18 protein-coding genes are annotated in these 19,267 nt (G+C 70.2%); 9 read left to right on the top strand and 9 right to left on the bottom strand.

Features of this window, described 5'->3' with window-relative positions:
- Positions 1-158 precede the first annotated feature (158 nt).
- The 4 genes from MKK82_RS19085 to MKK82_RS33985 form a co-directional block, all read right to left on the bottom strand.
- Positions 159-506, bottom strand: a complete 348-nt coding sequence (locus MKK82_RS19085) for a DUF3325 domain-containing protein (protein ID WP_238286468.1) — start codon at positions 504-506, stop codon at positions 159-161.
- Complete coding sequence (locus MKK82_RS19080; RefSeq protein ID WP_313902102.1) at positions 503-2,026, bottom strand: PepSY-associated TM helix domain-containing protein; 1,524 nt, start codon at positions 2,024-2,026, stop codon at positions 503-505. Before MKK82_RS19080 ends, MKK82_RS19085 begins: the two co-directional genes overlap by 4 nt.
- On the bottom strand, positions 2,023-2,334 hold the full coding sequence (locus MKK82_RS19075) for an iron transporter (RefSeq protein ID WP_238286467.1): 312 nt from the start codon (positions 2,332-2,334) through the stop codon (positions 2,023-2,025). Before MKK82_RS19075 ends, MKK82_RS19080 begins: the two co-directional genes overlap by 4 nt.
- 606 nt (positions 2,335-2,940) lie before the next feature.
- On the bottom strand, positions 2,941-3,756 hold the full coding sequence (locus MKK82_RS33985; RefSeq protein ID WP_279603116.1) for a cold-shock protein: 816 nt from the start codon (positions 3,754-3,756) through the stop codon (positions 2,941-2,943).
- A gap of 313 nt (positions 3,757-4,069) precedes the next feature.
- On the opposite strand from MKK82_RS33985, the gene MKK82_RS19060 reads away from it, so the two are divergent.
- From MKK82_RS19060 to MKK82_RS19050, 3 genes are all read left to right on the top strand, one after another.
- Positions 4,070-4,543 (top strand): response regulator, encoded by a 474-nt coding sequence (locus MKK82_RS19060; protein ID WP_238286466.1) that lies wholly within the window; start codon positions 4,070-4,072, stop codon positions 4,541-4,543.
- Between the two features lie 110 nt (positions 4,544-4,653).
- Positions 4,654-5,736 (top strand): Ppx/GppA phosphatase family protein, encoded by a 1,083-nt coding sequence (locus MKK82_RS19055; protein ID WP_238286465.1) that lies wholly within the window; start codon positions 4,654-4,656, stop codon positions 5,734-5,736.
- A 10-nt stretch (positions 5,737-5,746) separates the two neighbouring features.
- The gene (locus tag MKK82_RS19050) at positions 5,747-6,472 is read left to right on the top strand and encodes an RlmE family RNA methyltransferase (RefSeq protein WP_238286463.1); all 726 of its coding nucleotides are present in this window, start codon (positions 5,747-5,749) and stop codon (positions 6,470-6,472) included.
- An 839-nt stretch (positions 6,473-7,311) separates the two neighbouring features.
- Here the strand turns inward: MKK82_RS19050 and MKK82_RS19045 are convergent.
- The 5 genes from MKK82_RS19045 to MKK82_RS19025 form a co-directional block, all read right to left on the bottom strand.
- On the bottom strand, positions 7,312-8,400 hold the full coding sequence (locus MKK82_RS19045; protein ID WP_238286461.1) for a DUF4167 domain-containing protein: 1,089 nt from the start codon (positions 8,398-8,400) through the stop codon (positions 7,312-7,314).
- Between the two features lie 409 nt (positions 8,401-8,809).
- Complete coding sequence (prmC, locus tag MKK82_RS19040; protein WP_313902101.1) at positions 8,810-9,727, bottom strand: peptide chain release factor N(5)-glutamine methyltransferase; 918 nt, start codon at positions 9,725-9,727, stop codon at positions 8,810-8,812.
- An 8-nt stretch (positions 9,728-9,735) separates the two neighbouring features.
- Entirely contained in the window at positions 9,736-10,821 is a 1,086-nt protein-coding gene (prfA, locus tag MKK82_RS19035) for a peptide chain release factor 1 (protein ID WP_238286459.1), read from the bottom strand.
- A 220-nt stretch (positions 10,822-11,041) separates the two neighbouring features.
- Positions 11,042-13,303, bottom strand: coding sequence for a phosphoenolpyruvate--protein phosphotransferase (gene ptsP, locus MKK82_RS19030; RefSeq protein WP_238286458.1), 2,262 nt, complete (start codon positions 13,301-13,303; stop codon positions 11,042-11,044).
- Between the two features lie 189 nt (positions 13,304-13,492).
- Positions 13,493-14,728 carry an aspartate kinase gene (locus MKK82_RS19025; RefSeq protein ID WP_243986462.1) on the bottom strand — a complete coding sequence of 412 codons (1,236 nt, stop codon included), beginning with the start codon at positions 14,726-14,728 and terminating at the stop codon, positions 13,493-13,495.
- 274 nt (positions 14,729-15,002) lie between these two features.
- Here MKK82_RS19025 and ubiG point away from each other — a divergent pair, with 274 nt between their 5' ends.
- The 6 genes from ubiG (at position 15,003) to MKK82_RS18995 (ending at position 19,229) form a co-directional block, all read left to right on the top strand.
- Positions 15,003-15,788 (top strand): bifunctional 2-polyprenyl-6-hydroxyphenol methylase/3-demethylubiquinol 3-O-methyltransferase UbiG, encoded by a 786-nt coding sequence (ubiG, locus tag MKK82_RS19020; protein ID WP_238286456.1) that lies wholly within the window; start codon positions 15,003-15,005, stop codon positions 15,786-15,788.
- 45 nt (positions 15,789-15,833) lie between these two features.
- Positions 15,834-16,406 (top strand): YbhB/YbcL family Raf kinase inhibitor-like protein, encoded by a 573-nt coding sequence (locus tag MKK82_RS19015; RefSeq protein ID WP_243986460.1) that lies wholly within the window; start codon positions 15,834-15,836, stop codon positions 16,404-16,406.
- Between the two features lie 135 nt (positions 16,407-16,541).
- Positions 16,542-17,162: a PAS domain-containing protein gene (locus MKK82_RS19010; RefSeq protein ID WP_238286454.1), complete on the top strand. Its 621-nt coding sequence runs from the start codon at positions 16,542-16,544 to the stop codon at positions 17,160-17,162.
- Between the two features lie 171 nt (positions 17,163-17,333).
- The gene (gene ykgO, locus MKK82_RS19005) at positions 17,334-17,459 is read left to right on the top strand and encodes a type B 50S ribosomal protein L36 (protein WP_003601867.1); all 126 of its coding nucleotides are present in this window, start codon (positions 17,334-17,336) and stop codon (positions 17,457-17,459) included.
- Positions 17,460-17,589: 130 nt separating this feature from the next.
- Positions 17,590-18,201, top strand: a complete 612-nt coding sequence (locus MKK82_RS19000) for a tetratricopeptide repeat protein (protein WP_238286453.1) — start codon at positions 17,590-17,592, stop codon at positions 18,199-18,201.
- Positions 18,198-19,229: an alpha/beta fold hydrolase gene (locus tag MKK82_RS18995; RefSeq protein ID WP_238286452.1), complete on the top strand. Its 1,032-nt coding sequence runs from the start codon at positions 18,198-18,200 to the stop codon at positions 19,227-19,229. Before MKK82_RS19000 ends, MKK82_RS18995 begins: the two co-directional genes overlap by 4 nt.
- Positions 19,230-19,267 lie beyond the last annotated feature (38 nt).

Raw genomic sequence — 19,267 nt, 5'->3', positions numbered from 1 at the left:
CGATGCCGCGAGGGGACACATTCGGCGGTGCGGCCGAGGCGTAGGGCCGTCGCTCCGGACGGATTCGACATCGATTCGACGCGTGAAGACAAATCGCGCGGATGGCCCGGCGTGTCGAGATGCTGGCCGTGACCGCGCGCGCCGCGGCGTCTGCGGTTTCAGCCCGTCAGCACGAGCGGCAGCATCAGCACGGCGAGCGGTAGCGCCGTCAGGGCAGCAATCCGCAGCCAGCCCGGCTGATAGGCCATCAGCGCCACCACCAGGAGCGCCGAGCCGGTGAGCGATCCGATCCATTGCACGGGCCCGAAATTCCAGCCCCCCGCGGCGACGGCGGCCGCGAAGGACAGGGCAAGTCCCGCCCAGCCCGCGGCCCGCAGCCCGCCGGCCCGCCGCTTGGGAACCGGCGTGCGGAAGGCGGCCCGGTGATGGCGATCCAGGCTGAGCGCCAGGGACGAGAAAGCCGAAAAGCCGAGGAGCAGGCAAAGGGCGAGCGCGGCGACCGTCATGCTCTAGCCGTGGTCTGGAGGGCGCGCGCGGTCCTGCGCGGCGCATCCGCACGGCGGCGCGCGGCCAGCCGGGCGGCCAGCAGGAGGATCAGGCCCAGGATCGCCATCACCGCGTCGAACCCGACGAAGCGCGGTTGGCCGACCATCACGGCGTCGACGACGGGGATCGCCAGGAAGGCGAGCGCGGCGATCGACAGCGTTGCCGTCCAGGCCCTGCCGTGTGGCCAGAGAGCGGCGCCCGCGCCCGCGCAGGCCCAGGCTGCGAAGAAGCATCCCATCTCCCAGGCGGCGCGGGCATTGAGGCCGAGGGGCCGCAGGCGATTGGCCAGGAAGTAGGCCGCGAGGCCGATCGGAAGGCCCGCGATGGTGCCGAGATTGAGGATCCGCACCGCGCGCAAACCGAAGCCGGCCGGATCGGCCCCCTTCGGTGCTCGCGCCACGGCCCAGAGGATGAGACCGCTGGCCACCGTCGCCGCGCCGAGGGCGCCGCAGAGGAAGAAGAGCAGGCGCAGCGGCGCCGCCGCGAAGTGGGCCTCGTGCAGACCGACCATGACGGCGCCCGTGCGGGTCGCCGCGCCGGCCTCGCCCACGCGCCCGATCTCGATACCGGTATCGGCCGCGTAGACGATCTGCGGATGAAGATGCGCGAGCCCGTGCGGCTCCTCGAAATACGCCGTCACCGTCGCCCCCGCATCGCCGGGCTGGGAGACCAGCAGCACCTCCGGCACTTCGCCGGCGGCCGCCTGCGCCCGCGACAGAATGGCGCCCAGGGGCAGCGGCGTGCCGGGCCGCCCTTCCGGCGGGCGACCCGGCGACATGATCCCGGCCTCCGCGTAGTAGCGGAGGACATCGTCGCCGTAGGCCGTCTTGATCCCCCACGGCATCAGCATCGACGAGAGGGTGACGAGGCCTGTGTAGACGATCATCAGGTGGAACGGCAGCGAGAGCACCCCCGCCACATTGTGGGCATCGAGCCAGCCGCGCTGCATCGAGCGGTCGCGCCGGAAGGTGAAGAAATCCACGAAGATGCGCCGGTGCGTCACGACTCCGGAGATCAGCGCGATCAGCAGGATCATCGCGCAGGCCGAGACAATCCAGCGGCCCGCCAGCGGCGGCAGGCTCAATTCGAAATGGAAGCGATAGAGGAAGTCGCCACCGCCGGTATCACGCGCCCGCGACAGCTCGCCGGTGGACGGGTCGAGAAGAGCCCTCTGGAACGGGCCCGCCGGGTCACGCCACCAGTAGACTTCGACGGTGGGGTTCTCGGTCGTGGGCGGGCGGACGGACCAGCCCATGGCGTCCGGTACCGTCTTGCGCAGGTACGCACCCGCCCGGGTCGCGGCCGCCGCGGGATCGACCGACGTTTCCACCAGTTCAGGCCGCATCCAGCGCGAGATGTCGGAGCGATAATAGCTGGCGGTGCCGGTCACGAAGATCGCGAACAGCACCCATCCGACGACGAGGCCCGACCACGTGTGCAGCCACGCCATCGATTGGCGGAAGCTTCCCGATCGGCTCAAGCGGCGGCTCCGCCATTCAGGCCGCCCGCGAGCCACAGGGCTGCGGTCAGCACGGCGGCCACGACGCTGAGGGCCAGGGCCGCGGTGGTGAGCGTTCGCGCCGCAAAGACCCAGATCGCCGCGGCAGCCATGATGGCGAAGCTCAGGAGCGTCGCCGCGGAGACGGCCTCGGCCTTGGGGCCCGGGAGGACCAGCGCGAGAAACCCGGTCGCGAGGGCGGCGACGCCGTAGCCGCCGAGGGCCGCCAGGATCACGCGGCCCGCCACGGCCAGTCGACCGGCCAAGGTCGGCATCACACGGGCGCTCATGGCGCGGCCTCTCGATTCCGTGAGCCCATGCCGCGACCTAGCAGCGGCCGCGGCCGGGGCGCAACGGCTATGTTCCGGAACGATTCCAGTGTGTGCGGAAGCGTTTAGGCGGAACTCGAAGACGCCGTGCAGCGCGCATCGCGATGGGCGCGCGGGCGAGCCGGTGCGATGCCGGAACCCTGCCCGCGCGGACGCCGACTCCCGAGAAGCCCGTGCTTCCCGCGCAGGCCCGGCCCTGGTCCGTGCCCGATCAGCGCCCCGGACGCGTCTTTGCACCGATCCGTTCGGGTCCGCGAACCGAAGCGGACGCCTCCGAAGCGCTCGGAGGCAGGCCGGGCCCGGCACTGCGTTCGTCGATCACCCTGCGGGCATCGGGGGTTGTTACGGGGCCGTGGTGGTCCCGCCCCCAGCCGTAGCCGGCGTTGAGACCTGCATAGAAGCCCGTGAAGTCTTCCGCCCGCGCGTTTCCAGTGATCAGGATCAGAAGAATCGGCAGCAGAGCACAATGCATCGTTGACCTCAAACGGCAAAGGCGGCGGTCCCGTCGGAGCCGCCGCCCTGCAGTGTTTCCCGGATCGCGGCGGCTCGGCGGCCGCCGCGTCGCTCTCAATCTTCGACGTTGATGCTCTGAGCCTCGCGGCCCTTCTGACCCTCAACCACGGCCAGGGTGACCTGCTGGCCTTCGGCGAGGGACTCGAGCCCGGCCCGCGACAGGGCCGAACGGTGGACGAACACGTCCTTGCCGCCGTCGTTCACCGAGACGAAGCCGAAGCCCTTGGCGGGATCGTACCACTTCACGGTGCCGCTCATCTCCACGGAGGGGCCGCTCGCGAATCGGCCACCGCCGCCGCCACCACCCCCACCGTAGCCACCGCCGCCGCCGGCTCCGTAGCCGCCACCGCCGCCGGCTCCGTAGCCGCCGCCACCGCCGGCTCCGTAGCCACCAGTCCGCGGTCGCAGTTCACGCCGGGGCGCGGGCGCCTCGGCCGTTGACGTGTCGACGCTGGTGACGCTCGTCACCTGCGGGCCCTTCTGGCCCTGAGCCGTGGTCACCGACAGGCGGGTGCCCGGAAGGAGATCGGCGTGACCGGCTGCCTCGACGGCGCGGATGTGGAGGAAGGCATCACCCGAGCCGTCACCGAGCTCGACGAAGCCGAAGCCTTTCTCCTTGTTGAACCACTTGACGGTGGCATCACGCTCCGGGCCGGTCGCGACCGGCGCCGCACCCCGGGCCGGGCCGCGGTCGAAGCCGCCCCCACCGAAGCCGCCACCGCTGCCACCGCCGCCGAAACCGCCGCCGCCACCACCACCGTACCCGCCGCCGAAACCGCCGCTGGGGGGAGCTTGATCAGGCCATCTCGGCTCGCCACTCTCGTCGAAGCCGCGCTTCTGCGGCCCCCTGAAATCACGACCACGTCCCATAGAAAGCTCGCAAAAACCGTCCGCCGCCCTTGTCTCGAATACCGCGTGCGCGCCATCCCAGACAGCCCACGCCCCGCACTATCATTACCCCAGGTCGCGGTAACCAAGAATAACGCCCCAGTCCTGACGCAATCGGGCCTTGACCGCAAGGACCTTCTTGGCCCAAACGCGCCCGTTTCGTTACTTTCTTGCGGCAAACAACGGGGGCGTCTGGACGCGGGCGTTCAGGTCTTTCTCATTCGAACGAGGACGTTAGCGAAACGCAAACGCTGTCCGGCTAGCTTGGTGGACGTCCTGTAAGGCCGGCCGCTTTATGATCGCAACTCCGACCTTTCCCGATCTCTCCGCCCTCGTCGTCGACGAGAGCCTCTACATTCGCCGAATCGTGCGCGACATGCTGATGCGCGTCGGGATCAAGCGCGTCCTCGAGGCTCCGGACGGAGCCGAAGCCCTCGGCGTCCTGGCAGAGAGCAAGCCCGATATCAGCATCATCGACTGGGACCTCTCGATTCTGTCGGGCGAGGAATTCATCCGGCTCGCGCGCACGCCGACGACGTCCCCCTGCCCCACCATCCCGATCATCCTGATGCTGGCCCAGCCGCGCCGGAACGTCGTGGACCGGGCCGTGGCGCTCGGCGTCAACGAGGTCATCGCCAAGCCGTTTTCGCCCAAGACCCTGTGGTCTCGCCTGGACGAGGTGATCAACCGGCCCCGCCCCTACTCGCAGGTCAAAAGTCTCCTGCGCCCCATCCCGCGGCGCGCCAGCGCCATGAAGGCGGTGGCTTGATCGGGGCTGCGATCGGACGTTGCAGTTCCCCGCCGAGCCTGTAGGGTCACAGATCAATCAAGGCCGAGCGCGACGCTCCCGGCCGACCCGAAGGATCGACGGCCGCGCCGATGAGGGACGAGACCGCCGCGGCCGCGCCGTCCCGACCCCAGACCGGCGCCGCGCCGCTCCACGCGCCAGCCCCCCCGCCGGGCCGCGATCGCCGTCGGGCGGCCTACGGAGCGCTCGATCTGGGCACCAACAATTGCCGCCTGCTGATCGCCGAGCCGACGTTCAGCGGCTTCCGGGTGATCGACGCGTTCTCCCGCATCGTCCGCCTCGGCGAGGGCCTCGGGACCTCGGACCGCCTGAGCGAGGCGGCGATCGAACGGACCGTCGAGGCGCTGCGGATCTGCCGGACCAAGATGCAGGCCCGCGGGGTGCAGCGGGCCAAGGTGATCGCCACGGAAGCCTGCCGCCTGGCCGTGAACGGGGAGGCCTTCGTCGAGCGCGTCCGACGCGGCGTCGGTCTGGACCTCGAGATCGTGGATCGCCAGACCGAGGCCTATCTCGCCGTCACGGGCTGCGCGGCCCTCGCGGACCCGCTGGCGGAATCGGTCGTGATCTTCGACATCGGCGGCGGCTCCACCGAGATCGCGTGGCTCGACGGCGCGGCCGCCAACCCGTCCACCGACCCCACCCTGCGGATCCGGGCGTGGGATTCGCTTCCGGTCGGCGTGGTCACCCTCGCCGAGCGCCACGGCGGCGCCGAGGTCACGCGCCGGATGTTCGAGGGCATGGTGGAGGAGGTGGCCGAGAAGCTGTCCGCCTTCGCGCTCCGCGCCGCCGCCGCCGCGACGGCGCCGCGCTTCCACCTGCTCGGGACGTCCGGCACCGTCACGACGATCGCCGCGATGCACCTGCGGCTGGCGCGCTACGAGCGCCGCCGGGTCGACGGTCTGTGGATGACGGACGGCGAGGTCGGGACCGCGATCGACGATCTGCTCGACACCCGCCTCGAACAACGGGCCGACAATCCCTGCATCGGCCGGGACCGGGCCGATCTCGTGCTCGCGGGCTGTGCGATCCTGGAGGCGATCCGCCGGGCGTTCCCGGCCGAGCGCCTGCGCATCGCCGACCGGGGGCTGCGCGAGGGATTGCTGATGAACATGATGCGGGAGGACGGCGTCTGGAACAGGAAGCCGGTGCGATGAGGATCTCGCGATGACCGACCGGCGCGGCGGCGCGAGTTCCGGCGGCGGCGTGCGCGGGGAACTGAAGCAGCGGGTGAAGACCGGCCGCGGCCGGACCCTGTCGCAGAAGCGCTGGCTGGAGCGCCAGCTCAACGATCCCTACGTGGCGCGGGCCAAGCGCGAGGGCTATCGGTCCCGGGCGGCCTACAAGCTCATCGAGATCGATGAGCGTTACAAGCTGCTGCGGCCCGGCCAGCGGGTCGTCGATCTCGGCGCGGCCCCGGGGGGCTGGTCGCAGGTCGCCGCGCGCGTCGTGGGACCGTCCGGCCGCGTCGTCGGCATCGATCTCCTCGAGATCGAGCCCATGGCCGGTGTCGAGTTCATCACCCTGGATTTCCTCGATGCCGAAGCGCCGGACAAGCTGACCGCTCTGCTCGGGGGGGCGGCCGATCTCGTGCTGTCCGACATGGCGGCCAACGCCACCGGCCACAAGAAGACCGACCACCTGCGCATTATCGGACTGGCCGAGACCGCTGCCGAATTTGCCCGCGAGATCCTGGCGCCCGGCGGCGCCTACCTCGCCAAGGTGCTCCAGGGTGGCACCGAGAGCGCCCTGCTGACCGACCTGAAGCGCGACTTCGCCACCGTCCGTCACGTCAAGCCGGCCGCCAGCCGCGCCGATTCCAGCGAGCTCTACGTCTTGGCGACGGGCTACCGCGGCACGGCCGGCCGGACACCCGAGCCCGACGAGGACTGAGCCAGTCCGCGATGCCGGTCGCGCGGGCGTTGGCCCTCGTGAGTCCCACGCCGTTGCGCCTGCGGCGGCTCGGCTACGTGCGGCAGAGCAATCTGCTCCATACCTGGTCCCGCCGCCGTCGCCGGGCCTGGGCGCCACATCTCGAGCGGGCGCGCGGACATCGTCACGGCGGCTGCGGAATCCACCCTGCGGCGCCGGCACGCCCTCGTGCTGGGCTCGGGCTTCCGCGACGACGTGCCCTCAATGCCTTTGCCGGCCTCTTCGGCGGGGTCAGTCTGGTGGATGCGGTGCATCCCTGGCCGGCCCGGTTCGCGGCCGGGCGCTGCCTGAACGTGATTATGATGCACGGGGAGATCAGCGCCGGGATCGCCGGTGTCCTGAGAAATATCTGCGACGGGGCCGACCTGATGGCCTCAGCCAATCTGCTGTCGCAGCTTCCCATCGTTCCCATGGCCGTCCACGGAGCGCGCGGGCGCGACGTACCCCCTCGCCTGGGCCAGCGGATCATCGCGGCGCGCCTGATGACACTGGACCATCTGGCCGGACGCGGAACGGGTCTGTCTCACCACCGAGACCGTACAGCGCGGGGAGGACTGCTCCGGCCGCGTTACCGACAGCCTGGACCTGATGTTCGGTTCCGTCCTGCCGCCATCCGGCGTGGCCTGGGATTGGATAATCGAACCCTTCGGCGGGATCGGCCGTCGGCGGCGGCAGCATCCACCGTGTCCACGCCTCAACGGGCTGGCGGACGGCGCGGGCCTGAACCCCGACACATGAAAAAGGCTGCCCCGGTTGCCCGGGACAGCCTCCATCGCGTGTGCGGCGAGCGGGACGGACGTTTATTCCGTCGTCCCATCCTCGCCGGGCGTACCCGTTCCGCCTTCGTCCGCGGCGACGCTCTCGAAGCGCGGCCGGCGGCGGCGGCGCGGCTTGGCAGCCGGCGCTTCCTCGCTGGCCGTCGCGTCCGGCTCGGGGGCAGCCGGCGGCTCGGCCGCCGGGACAGGTCGTGCCGGAGCCATCAGGAAGGCAGGCAGGCCCGTGGGATCCTCGGCGACGGCGGCGGGCGGTGCCTCGCGGCGTCGCTCGCGACGCGGTGCCGGTTCGGCCGGCCGCGGTGCGTCGCTGCGCGGCGCGCGCTCCGGACGGTTTTCAGACCGGCTCTCGGTGCGGGGTGCCTCGGTTCGACCGTTATCGTAACGGCCCTGATCACCGCGGGCCTCCTGCCGGTTCTCCTGACGGGGCTCGTTCCGGACGTCCTGCCGCCCGTCCTGACGTTCCTGCCGGTAATCCGGCCGGTTGTAATCCTGCCGCTCCGGGCGGTCCTGCCGCTCGGGGCGGTCTTGCCGCTCGGGTCGGTCTTGCCGCTCCGGACGATCCTGCCGGTAATCCTGGCGCTGGTAGTCCTGCCGATATTCCTGACGCGGCTGATCCTGCCGCGACGGATCCTGACGCCGGTAGTCCGGCCGGGCATTGTTGTCGAAGCGGCGTTGATCGCGGTTCTGGAACCGGTCCCGGTTCTGTCGACCGTCCGCATTCAGGTCCTGGCGGCTCTCGTAGGGCTGCGGCTGCTGGCCCGGATCGCCGTCATCGTAGCCGTTGTAGGCGTGACCGTTCTGCGCCGAGCCGTTGCCCTGCCCGTCCTCGTCGCCCTCGTCCATGTCTTCATCGAAGGGACGGCTGGCATAACCTCCAGTATTGGCCGGACGGTTCTGCTCCTGGGCGCCGGAGACGATACGGAAATAGTGCTCGCCGTGCTGGAAATAGTTCTCAGCAGCCACGGGATCTCCCGCCGCCAGCGCGTCCCGCGCAAGCTGCGCGTACTTGTCGGCGATGTGTTGCGCGGTGCCGCGGATTTTGACGTCGGGACCGTTGGATTCGTACGAGCGCGTCAGCGGATTCGGACCCTTCGGCCGATTGCGGCCGCGCATCCGTCGATTCTGGTTTGGTCTCATCGGTCTGTAATGACCCTCGTTCACGCAAACGACTGTCTACGGGGGCGCCCAGCAGGGATCTCCTGACGCTCTCCGGCCAAGCGCATCCGGCAGCGCCGCGCGTGCAGCCGATCGACGGCCTGCGCGCCTGTCTGACCATCCCTCGTGCCGCGCGCTTGGATACAGGCGAGGCAGTAAGTCGATTGTCAGGTTCGAAAGCTGCCGCACCGCCGCGCATTCCTCTGCGCGCTCTGGCTCGGCGTTCTTGGGGGATCAGCGAACCAGCCAGCGACCACGGTCGCTACCGACCATAAGGCCGTCCGTCTTAACGAACGGTTCGCGATCTTCAAGCCGACTTTAGCGTTCCCCGGTTGATCCAACAAGCAATTTTTCGGTGCCGCGATCGTCAACGCAGAGTTAGGCATCCCTGTGACCGGTTGTAAGGGCCGTCCGGGCAATCGAAGCTCAAGACGCGATCACGACCTGCCAGATCCCGGTGCAACCCGCGCTCCGTGAAGCCGGCCGCGCGAGCCAGCATCCGCACCGCGTCGGCTTGGTCGAAGCCGATCTCCACGGCCAGCGTTCCGCCCCGGGCGAGGAGATCGCCCCGGCGCACCCCCTCGAGGATGCGACGGTAGGCGTCGAGGCCGTCGGCACCGCCGTCCAGCGCCGCGGCCGGATCGTGGGTGCGGACCTCCCGATCGAGGGTCGGAATCACGTCCCGCGCGATGTAGGGCGGGTTCGAGACGATGAGGTCGAAGCTGCCCCCGATCGCGTCGCACCAGTCCCCGGCGAGGAACGCAGCGCGCTCACCGATGCCGTTCGCCACGGCGTTGTGCCGGGCTACGCGCAGCGCGGCCTCCGAACGGTCGACACCGATCCCGCATGCCGCCGGGAGTTCGTGGAGGATCGCCGTCAGGATGCAGCCCGATCCGGTTCCGAGATCGAGGCAGCGCGGGGGCGCGGTCCGGCCCGCCGCGGCGGCCAGAGCGACCGCGACGAGGGTTTCGGTGTCCGGCCGCGGGACCAGGGTGTCGGGACCCAGCCGGAACGGCAGGCCCCAGAACTCCCAGGCGCCGAGGATGCGGGCGACCGGCTCGCCGGCGAGGCGCCGTGCCAGGGCCGCGTCGAGCGCGGCCGCCTCGTCGGCGGCGAGGCGCCGGTCGCCGTCGACGAGGAGATCGCGCGTCTCCAATCCGAGGATGCCGAGCAGGAGGAATCGGGCGTCCCCCGCCGCCTCGCCGAGGCCGCGGTCGCTCAGGAGCGCCGTGCTCCGCCGCAGGGCGTCACGCCGGGACGGGCCCCCGCCCGGTCCTGCCGTCACGGCGGTGCTCAGGCCATGCCCTCGGCGGCCAGAAGCTCGGCCTGATGTTCCGTGATCAGGGCATCCACCACCTCGTCGAGGGCAGTTCCGGCCATCACCTCCTCCAGCTTGTAGAGTGTCAGGTTGATGCGGTGATCGGTCACCCGCCCCTGCGGGAAATTGTAGGTGCGGATCCGCTCGCTGCGGTCGCCGGAGCCGACCTGCGCCTTGCGGTCCGCCGCCCGCGCCGAATCCTTGGCGCTTCGCTCGGCATCGTAGAGACGGGCGCGCAGCAGCGCCATGGCGCGGGCGCGGTTCTTGTGCTGCGACCGCTCCTCCTGGACGAACACCACGATCCCGGTCGGCAGGTGGGTGATGCGGATCGCGGATTCGGTCTTGTTGACGTGCTGGCCGCCCGCGCCCTGGGCGCGCATCGTGTCGATCTTCAGATCCGCGTCGTTGACGTGGATGTCGACGTCCTCGGCCTCGGGAAGCACGGCGACCGTGGCCGCCGAGGTGTGGATCCGGCCCTGGGTCTCGGTGTCCGGCACGCGCTGCACCCGGTGGGCCCCGCTCTCGAACTTGAGCCGCGCGAACACGCCCCGCCCCTTCACCTCGGCCACGACCTCGCGGAAGCCGCCGACCGTCCCCTCGCTCTCGGAGATGACCTCCACGCGCCAGCCCTTCGACTCGGCGTATTTCGCGTACATCCGGAACAGGTCGCCCGCGAACAGCGCCGCCTCGTCGCCGCCGGTGCCGGCCCGGACCTCCAGTATCGCGCTCTTCTCGTCGGCCGCATCCTTGGGCAGAAGCAGGAGCTGCAGGGCACGATGCGCGGCTTCCAGCGTCTCCTGCGCCTCCGGCTTCTCCTCCGCGGCGAGCGCCCGCATGTCGGGATCCGTCCCGGGCTCGTCGATCAGGGCTTCGACACCGGCGAGGTTCTCCAGGGCCGACCGGTAGGTCCGGATCGCTCCGACGACCGGATCGAGGTCGGACAGCTCCCGCGAGAGCTGGACGACGATGTCCGGCTGACCCTCGCCGGAGGCGAGCTGGGCGGTGACGATATCGTGCCGCGCCAGGATGGCGTCGAGGCGCTCGGTGGGAAAGGGGATCATCGCCCGTGATTCTGCAGGTCCGTGCGGTTCGCTTCGGGGCGGGCTCGGTTCGCCGCATGCGGGGGACGGTGCGTGGCTCCGAGGGTGAACCGACCCGACAGGACCTCCCCCATTCCACACCCCTTCCGTCCGCGAGCGGAAGCCGTGGCGCACCGACCGAAAGCGTCGTGCCGTTGCCGTACAACCCTGGCCGAATGTTCGGCAAGGGTCGCACACGCGCTTAGATAGGGACGCCGTTCGCGTGCGCGAAGGCGGCGAGGGCCGGGCGCAGGGAATCGCCGTCGTGCAGGCGCGCCATCTCGGTATCGATGAGCTCGGCCACGGCGCCGGCATCGAGGCTCAGCACCATCGCCTTGACGGGACCGATGGCGGCCGGCGACATCGAGAGGTCCCGAAAACCGAGGCCGATCAACGCCATCGCGTCGAGCGGCCGGCCGCCGATCTCGCCGCAGACGGTCACCGGGCAGCCGGCGGCGGTCGCCCGCTCGGCGATCAGCCTGAAGGCGCGCAGAGCGGCGATGCTCAAGGGATCGAAGCGGTTTGCGACGCGACGATTCTCGCGGTCCACCGCGAAGAGGAACTGCATCAGATCATTGGACCCGACCGACAGGAAATCCGCCTCCCGGGCGATCTCGTCGATCTGGAACAGCAGGGACGGCACCTCGATCATCGCGCCGAGGCGGCACTCCGTCGGCAGGCGGTAGCCATGGCGCTTCAGGTAGGCCTTCTCGCGCTCGACGATGCCGCGGGCGCGCACGAACTCGTCCACCGTGGCGACCATCGGGAACATGATCTTGAGCGGATCGCCGTCCGCGGCTTTCAGGAGGGCCCGGAGTTGCATCCGGAGCAGGGCCGGCCGATCGAGGCCGATCCGGATCGCCCGCCAGCCGAGTGCCGGGTTCTCCTCCTCAAGCTTGGCCATGTAGGGCAGGATCTTGTCGCCGCCGATGTCCAGGGTGCGGACCGTCACGGACTTGCCCGCCGACGCGGCGAAGACCTTGCGGTAGAGCTCCTCCTGCTCGGCCGCCGAGGGCATGCGCTGGGCCACCATGAACTGCAGCTCGGTGCGGAACAGGCCGACGCCCTCGGCCCCCGTCTCCGACAGGTGGCTGAAATCCACCAGAAGTCCCGCATTGAGGTGCAGGCCAACCCGCACGCCGTCGCGGGTCTGCGCCGGCACGTCGCGGAGCGCCCGGTACTGCTCCTGCCGGCGGGCGCGCAGACGCACCATCTCGGCATAGGCGGCCTCGACCTCCGGTCCGGGACGGACGTGGATCTCGCCGGCGACGCCGTCGACGATGATGGCGTCGCCGGCGTCGCACAGGGCCGTCGCGTTCTCGACCTCGCCCACCGCGGGGATGCCCAGTGCCCGGGCCACGATCGCCACGTGGCTGGTGGGACCGCCCTCCTCCAGGACGATGCCCCGCAACGTCGAGGCCTCGTAGTCCAAGAGCGCTGCGGGACCCATCGTGCGCGCCACCAGGATGGCGTTCTCCGGCAGGTTCACCACGCCGGACCCTTCGGAGCCGAGCAGGGTGCGCAGGACACGGTTGGTGAGGTCGTCGAGGTCGTGCAGCCGCTCCCGGAGGTACGGATCGGACTGGCGCATCATCCGGGCGCGGTTGTCCGACTGGACCCGCTCCACGGCCGCTTCGGCGGTGAGGCCGGAGGCCACGGCCTCGCGCATCCGCCGCAGCCAGCCCTTGTCGTGGGCGAACATCCGGACGGTCTCGAGGACCTCGCGCGATTCGGCGGTGCCGATCCTGTCGCCGCGCTCCACCAATGCATCGATCGCCGAGCGGACCTCCTCGATCGCCTCGTCGAGACGCGCGACCTCGCGCTCGACGTTCTCGGCGATCAGCGTCTTCACGACGACGCGCGGTTCGTGCAGCACCACGTGGCCGAGGCCGATGCCGTCGGCCAGCGCGATGCCCCGCGCCAGGACCGGGCGGCGCGCGGCCGTTCCCGCGTCCGGCGCCAGCCCCTCGAGCTCGCCGGAGGCGATCATCTCCGAGAGCACCATCGCGGTGGTCTGGAGCGCCTCGATCTCCTCCTCGGAGTAGACGCGGTAGGTCTTGTTCTGGACCGTGAGGACGCCGAGCGTGTTGCCGGCCCGGAGCAGGGGCACGCCCAGGAAGGCGTGATAGGCCTCTTCGCCCGTCTCAGGCCGGTACGAGAAGGCCGGGTGGTTCTGGGCGTCGGAGAGGGAGAGCGGTTCGGCCGTGCGGGCGATGAGGCCGACCAGGCCCTCGTCGGTGCGCATCCGTGTCTGGTGAACCGCCTCGCGGTTCAGACCTTCGGTGGCGAAGAGTTCGAGGGTGTTGTCGTCCCGCAGCACGTAGACCGAGCAGACCTCGGCCACGACGTTGGCGGCGATGAGGACGACGATGCGGTCAAGACGCGCCTGGGGGCTGACCGGCTCCGCCATCGCTTCGCGGAGGCGGCGCAGCAGCAGGCGCGGGCCTCCGGGCGCAGCGGGCATCTTTGCGTCGTTCCAGCGTTGGTGAGTGGCCTTGGCGTCGACCACCCTGCAACCTTGGCGCCAAGCTCGGGACAACCGGCGCCGGATGAACCGTGCCGCTGGTCCCAGAAGCGCTCTGAGATCGGAGGACCGGCCCGCGACTGTTCAGTTCAGACCACGCGACCCGCTCGAAACCGCGTCGTCCCAGGCTCAGGCCTGATCCAGGCCGTATAGCGAGTGAAGCGTGCGCACGGCAAGCTCCGTATAAGCTGCATCGATCAGCACGGAGAACTTGATCTCCGACGTGGTGATCGCGCGGATGTTGATCCCCTTCTCGGCGAGCGCCCGGAAGGCTTTGGCCGCGACGCCCGCGTGACTGCGCATCCCGACGCCGATCGCCGAAACCTTCACCACGTCGGTTGCGCCCTCGATCTGCGCGTAGCCGATCTGCGCGCGGGCCTCGTCGAGGATCGCGCGGGAGCGCTGGTAGTCGGAGGCCGGCACCGTGAAGGTCATGTCGGTGGTCGACTGGTCGCCCGACACGGTCTGGATGATCATGTCGACGTTGATGTTGGCGTCGGCGAGCGGTCCGAAGATCGCCGCGGCCACGCCGGGGCTGTCCTTGACCTTGCGCAGGGTGATCTGCGCCTCGTCCCGGGAGAAGGCGATCCCGGTGATGATCTGCTGTTCCACGATGTCGTCCTCGTCGCAGATGAGGGTGCCCGGGCGCGCGGCGTCGGGCGGATCGAAGGAGGACCGGACCGTGGTCGGCACCCGGTGGACCATGGCGAGCTCCACCGAGCGGACCTGCAGCACCTTGGCGCCCAGCGAGGCCATCTCGAGCATCTCCTCGAAGGTCACCCGCTCCATGCGGCGGGCCTTCGGCACGATGCGCGGATCGGTGGTGTAGACGCCGTCCACGTCGGTGTAGATGTCGCAGCGCTCGGCACCGATGGCTGCCGCGATCGCCACCGCCGACGTGTCCGAGCCGCCCCGGCCCAGGGTGGTCACCCGGCCGGTCTCTTTGTGGACGCCCTGGAAGCCGGCGATCACCGCCACCTCGCCCTGCGCGAACCCGGCCTCAAGGTTCTTCGGATCGATCTCGGCGATGCGGGCCGAGCCGTGTGCGTCGGAGGTCACGACCGGGATCTGCCAGCCTTGCCAGGACCGGGCCTTGACGCCGTCCTTCTGCAGCGCGATCGCCAGAAGGCCCGCGGTGACAAGTTCGCCCGAGGCGACGACCGCGTCGTATTCGCGCGGATCGTAGAGGGCGTTGGCGTCCTTCACCCAGTCGACCAGCTCGTTGGTCTTGCCCGACATCGCGGAGACGATCACGGCGACCTCGTAGCCGGCCGCGAGCTCGCGGGCGACGTGGCGGGCCACGTTGCGGATGCGATCGACATTGGCGACGGAGGTGCCGCCGAATTTCATCACCAGACGGGGCATGGTCTCTCGGTCGCGGGTTCCCGGTGGCGATTGAATCAGACCGCTTCATACCGGTCCGGACGGTGCCCGGCGGGTACAAGCGGCTCGGTGGAGTGTCAACAAGCGGCCCGGCATCGCACCGGCGCGTCGCAGCGACTTCCCGGGCCGCGGCGTGCTAAGGCGCGGGCGGGACGGATCACCGGGACACATCGCGGTGGGTCACACCCGTCGAACGGCCCCGGGGGATCGGGGCCGGACGCCGCGGGTCGGACGCCGGGAACTGGGTAGGGCGCGCATGGACAGGGCTGCCACGGACGGCGACGCGGAGAAGGGCGCCGGCGGAAGCGTCGACGGGTTCGTCGATCGTGGCGAGGTCGCGCGTTTCGATGCCCTCGCCGCCACTTGGTGGGACGAGACCGGACCGATGCGGGTGCTGCACCGGTTCAATCCGGTGCGGCTCGCCTACATCCGCGACGCGCTCTGCCGGCACCATGGCCGAGATCCGAACGTGCCGTTTCCTCTCGACGGACTCGCGATCTGCGACGTCGGCTGCGGCGGCGGCGTCCTGTCGGAGCCGCTGGCGCGTCTCGGCGCGACGGTGACCGGCCTCGATCCGGCGGAGCAGAACATCGCCGTGGCCCGCGCGCACGCCGAGGCGTCGGGCGTGCCCGTCGATTATCGCGGCGCGACGATCGAGGCCGTCGTCGGATCCGGGCAGACCTTCGACGCCGTGCTGATCATGGAGGTCGTCGAGCACGTCTCGGACATGCCGGCCTTCGTGCGCACCGCCTGCGCCGCCGTGAAGCCCGGCGGGATGCTGTTCGCCGCGACACTGAACCGGACCCTGCGCTCCTACGCGCTGGCGATCGTCGGGGCCGAATACGTGCTGGGCTGGCTGCCGCGCGGCACTCACGATTGGGACAAGTTCGTGCGGCCGGAGGAATTCAGCCGGGCCATCCGCGCCGGCGGACTCGCGGTCACCGATACGGTGGGCGTCGTCTACAACCCGCTCACCGACGGCTGGCGCACCGGTCGGGATCAGGCCGTGAACTACATGCTCGCCGCAGAGCGCCGGGTCTGAACCGGACCGGCCCAGCGGTGTTGGGTGTCGGTGGAGGATCCGGTGATGCTTGAGCACATACCCAGCGCCCTGGGCGCGGCACTCTCGGGGCTCAAGGCCGGCTTGGCCAAGACTGCCTTCCACGCCGCGTTCTCGGACGTTCCGGATACGATCACGCTGACCAGCCCGGCCTTCAGCGACGGAGCGGACCTGCCGGCACGGTTCACGGCCGACGGCGAGGGCCTTCTGCCACCGCTGGCCTGGCGCGGCCTGCCGGATGGAACCGATTCCGTGGTCCTGCTGGTCGAGGATGCCGGCAGCCCGACGCCACAACCGCTGGTTCATTTTATCGCCTGGGATATTCCACCCGATCCGCCCCGCCTCGGCGCGGAGGCCCTATCGGAGGGCGGCCTCCCCGGTGATGCGCCGCGAATGGGCAGGAACAGCTTCCTGCATACCGGGTGGCTGCCTCCGGATCCCCCGAGCGGACACGGCCGGCACGCCTATGTCTTCCAGATCTACGCCCTTCGACAGCCCCTGCGCCTCGCCGAGCGCTCTGGCCGGGGCGCATTGCTCCAGGCGATGCGGGGGCGCGTCATGGCCAGAGGGCACCTGATCGGCACCTATTCCCGGGTCTGATTTGCGTGGGAAGACTGGCTAAAACGAGCTGAAGATGCGCATTCGGCGTTAAGCCTTCCGCAAAGGTCAGGTATTGTGTCGACCGTATTTACGACTACGGATAGTATCGCCTTTTGAATAGGGGAGGTCTGGCCGGTGGCCGTCGACGCGCGGACGAAGGGGTTGGGCACCGCCAGCATGGCACGCGCCCTGGCCGCATCGGATGTCGGCACCTGGGAATGGCACATCGCGGACGACATCCTGCGTTGCGACGAGGCCGCGGCGGCGATGCTGGGGGTTCCGCAGGCGCGGCGCGGAAGCGGCGCTACCATCGCGCTGTTCCTGGACCGCATCCATCCCGAGGATCAGCCGCGCGTCGGTTCGCTGATCGACGGTCTCCGCCGCAGGGGCGGCCCGTACATCGCGCAGTATCGGACCGTTCCGGAATTCGGCGACGTTCGGTGGATCCTGGCGCGCGGCCGGTTCGGCGAGAACGCGGACGGGATCGTGAACGAGGCCCGCGGGATCGTCATCGACATCACCGCCGCCATTCCTGAGGGATTCCCCGACGAGGCCGCGTTCTACGCGACGGACGTCGTCGCCGGCGGTATCGACCACGTGGCGGAGTTGGCGCTGGCGCTGTTCGCCTCGGCCGAGGCCGGCTTGCCGCAACAGGGCTTCGAACGGTTGAAGCCCCTGCTGGAGTCGCTGCTGCACGAGATCGGGCGCCAGCTCGTCAGTGCGCCGCCGGTGCCGGACCTCGACAGCATCCACTGAGCCCCACCGAACCCCGTTCCTTCGGCGCCTTGCCTAGCGGGGGCGAATCCTGATATGGCGGCGCCATCCCGCGATGCGTGAGCCGTGATCGCTGGGCGCGATCACGCGTCCTGCCTCTTGGCCACGTTCCCGATACTCCACCATGGACGGCCCTCCGGGCTCGAGAGACCGATGAAGATCCGCAACTCCCTCAAGTCCCTGCGTGGCCGCCACCGCGACAATCAGCTCGTGCGTCGCAAAGGCCGGGTCTACGTGATCAACAAGACTCAGAAGCGCTTCAAGGCGCGTCAGGGCTGACGACAGATGCCCGGCTCCGGCCGGGTCCGCTAGGCCGACAACAGCCGCATCCCCCTCGGATGCGGCTGTTGTCGTGTGCGCGTCACAGCGGCGCGTTGACCAGGGAGCCGACTGCGCTCAGTCTCGCGTGATGATGCCGACGCGCCTTCTTGCCGCTCTGGTGTGCTTCACGTCGCTGGCCGTCCTTGCTTCGGCGGCCGACGCGGCACCGGATGCCGCCCGATCCGGCCGCGCAGCGCCGGAGGCCAAGCCCGCGCCCAAGCCGCCGAGCCTCGACGACCTGTTCGCCCGCCTCCGCGCCAGCGAGGATCCGGTCGAGGCCAAGGGCATCGCCCGCCTGATCGAACGGCGTATGGCCGGTTCCGGCAGTCCGACGGTCGACCTGCTCACCGACCGGGCGCGGCAGGCCGTGTCGTCTCACGACTTCGCCCTGGCGGCCGAACTGATGGACCGGGTCACGGTCCTGGAGCCGAACTGGTCCGAGGGCTGGAATCGGCGCGCGACGGTGTTCTGGCTCCTGACCGACAGGGACGATGCCATCGCGGATCTGCAGCGCGCGCTGGTGCTCGAGCCGCGCCATTTCGAGGCCTGGGCTGCCCTGGGCCGGATCTACGAATCGGCCGACGACAAGACTCGTGCGCTGGCCGCGTTTCGCCGGGCCCGCACGCTTTATCCGCAGATGGAGAAGGTCAAGGAAGCGATCGACCGCCTCACGCCTGAGGTGGACGGCCGCGACCTGTGACCCGGGTGTTCGCCGTTCTCCTGACGCTCCTCGCCCTTCCGCTCGCCATCACGGTCCTGGCCCTGGTGGTCGGCGCGCTGGCGAGTTTCATCCTGACGCTGCGGGTCGAGGCTGCGCATCCGCCGGCCGGTCCCGACGTGGCCGTTCGGGGCGGCAGACTCGCCACGATCCAGGACGGGCCCGCGGACGGCCGTCCGATCGTGCTTCTGCACGGGGCTTCGGCCAACGCCTCGGATCCGATGGAGGGTGTCGGACGCCGGCTCGCGGCGCGCGGTTTCCGGGTCATCGCCTTCGACCGTCCCGGATTTGGCTACAGCGATCGGATCGCCGGTGATGAGGCTGCCGCACCGGCCGTTCAGGCCCGCCTGATCGCGGAGGCGCTGAAGAATCTGGGCATCGGCCCGGCGATCATGTTCGGCCATTCCTGGGCTGGAGCCCTGGCGCTGGCGCTCGCCCTCGATCATCCGGAACGGGTCGCCGCGCTCGCCCTCGCCGCGCCCGTGGCGATGCCGATGCCGGATCGCATGCCGGATCTGCCTTGGTACTGGCGATTCGCCGTCAAGCCCCCCGTTGCGTGGCTCCTCAGCCGGACGGTAGGTCCGCCGCTGGCACAGCGATTCCTGCCGGAGGCCGCGCGCCGGGTGTTCCAGCCCCAGCCACCCATGCCGGACTACGCCGAGAAGGCCCGGGCATCCCTGGTGTTGCGCCCTGGCACGCTGCTCGCCAACGTGCAGGATCTACTGGGCTTGCCGGCGGCGCTGGCAACCCAGAGCCCGCGCTACGGCGAGATCCACGTGCCCACGCTGGTGATTTCCGGCGCGGCCGACCCGATCGTCCGCAGCGAAGCGCAGGCCGTTCCGCTGGCGCGGTCGATCCCCGGGGCGCGCCTCGTACTGCTCCCGGGGATCGGGCACATGCTCCAGTACGTCGCCGCCGAGCAGGTGGCCGACGAGATCACACGGCTGTCCGAAGGGCTGCCCGACGGGGCACGCGAGGCGGCCGGCCCCCCCTCGGCTGCAGCCCGTTGAGCCGCAGGCCTATGGCGGCGCCCCCTCACCCTTCGAGG

It is taken from the genome of Methylobacterium sp. E-046 (assembly GCF_022829625.1).
GTDB lineage: Bacteria > Pseudomonadota > Alphaproteobacteria > Rhizobiales > Beijerinckiaceae > Methylobacterium > Methylobacterium longum.
Note: the sequence above shows the minus strand (reverse complement) of the source record. Positions and strands in the feature narration are given on the sequence as shown.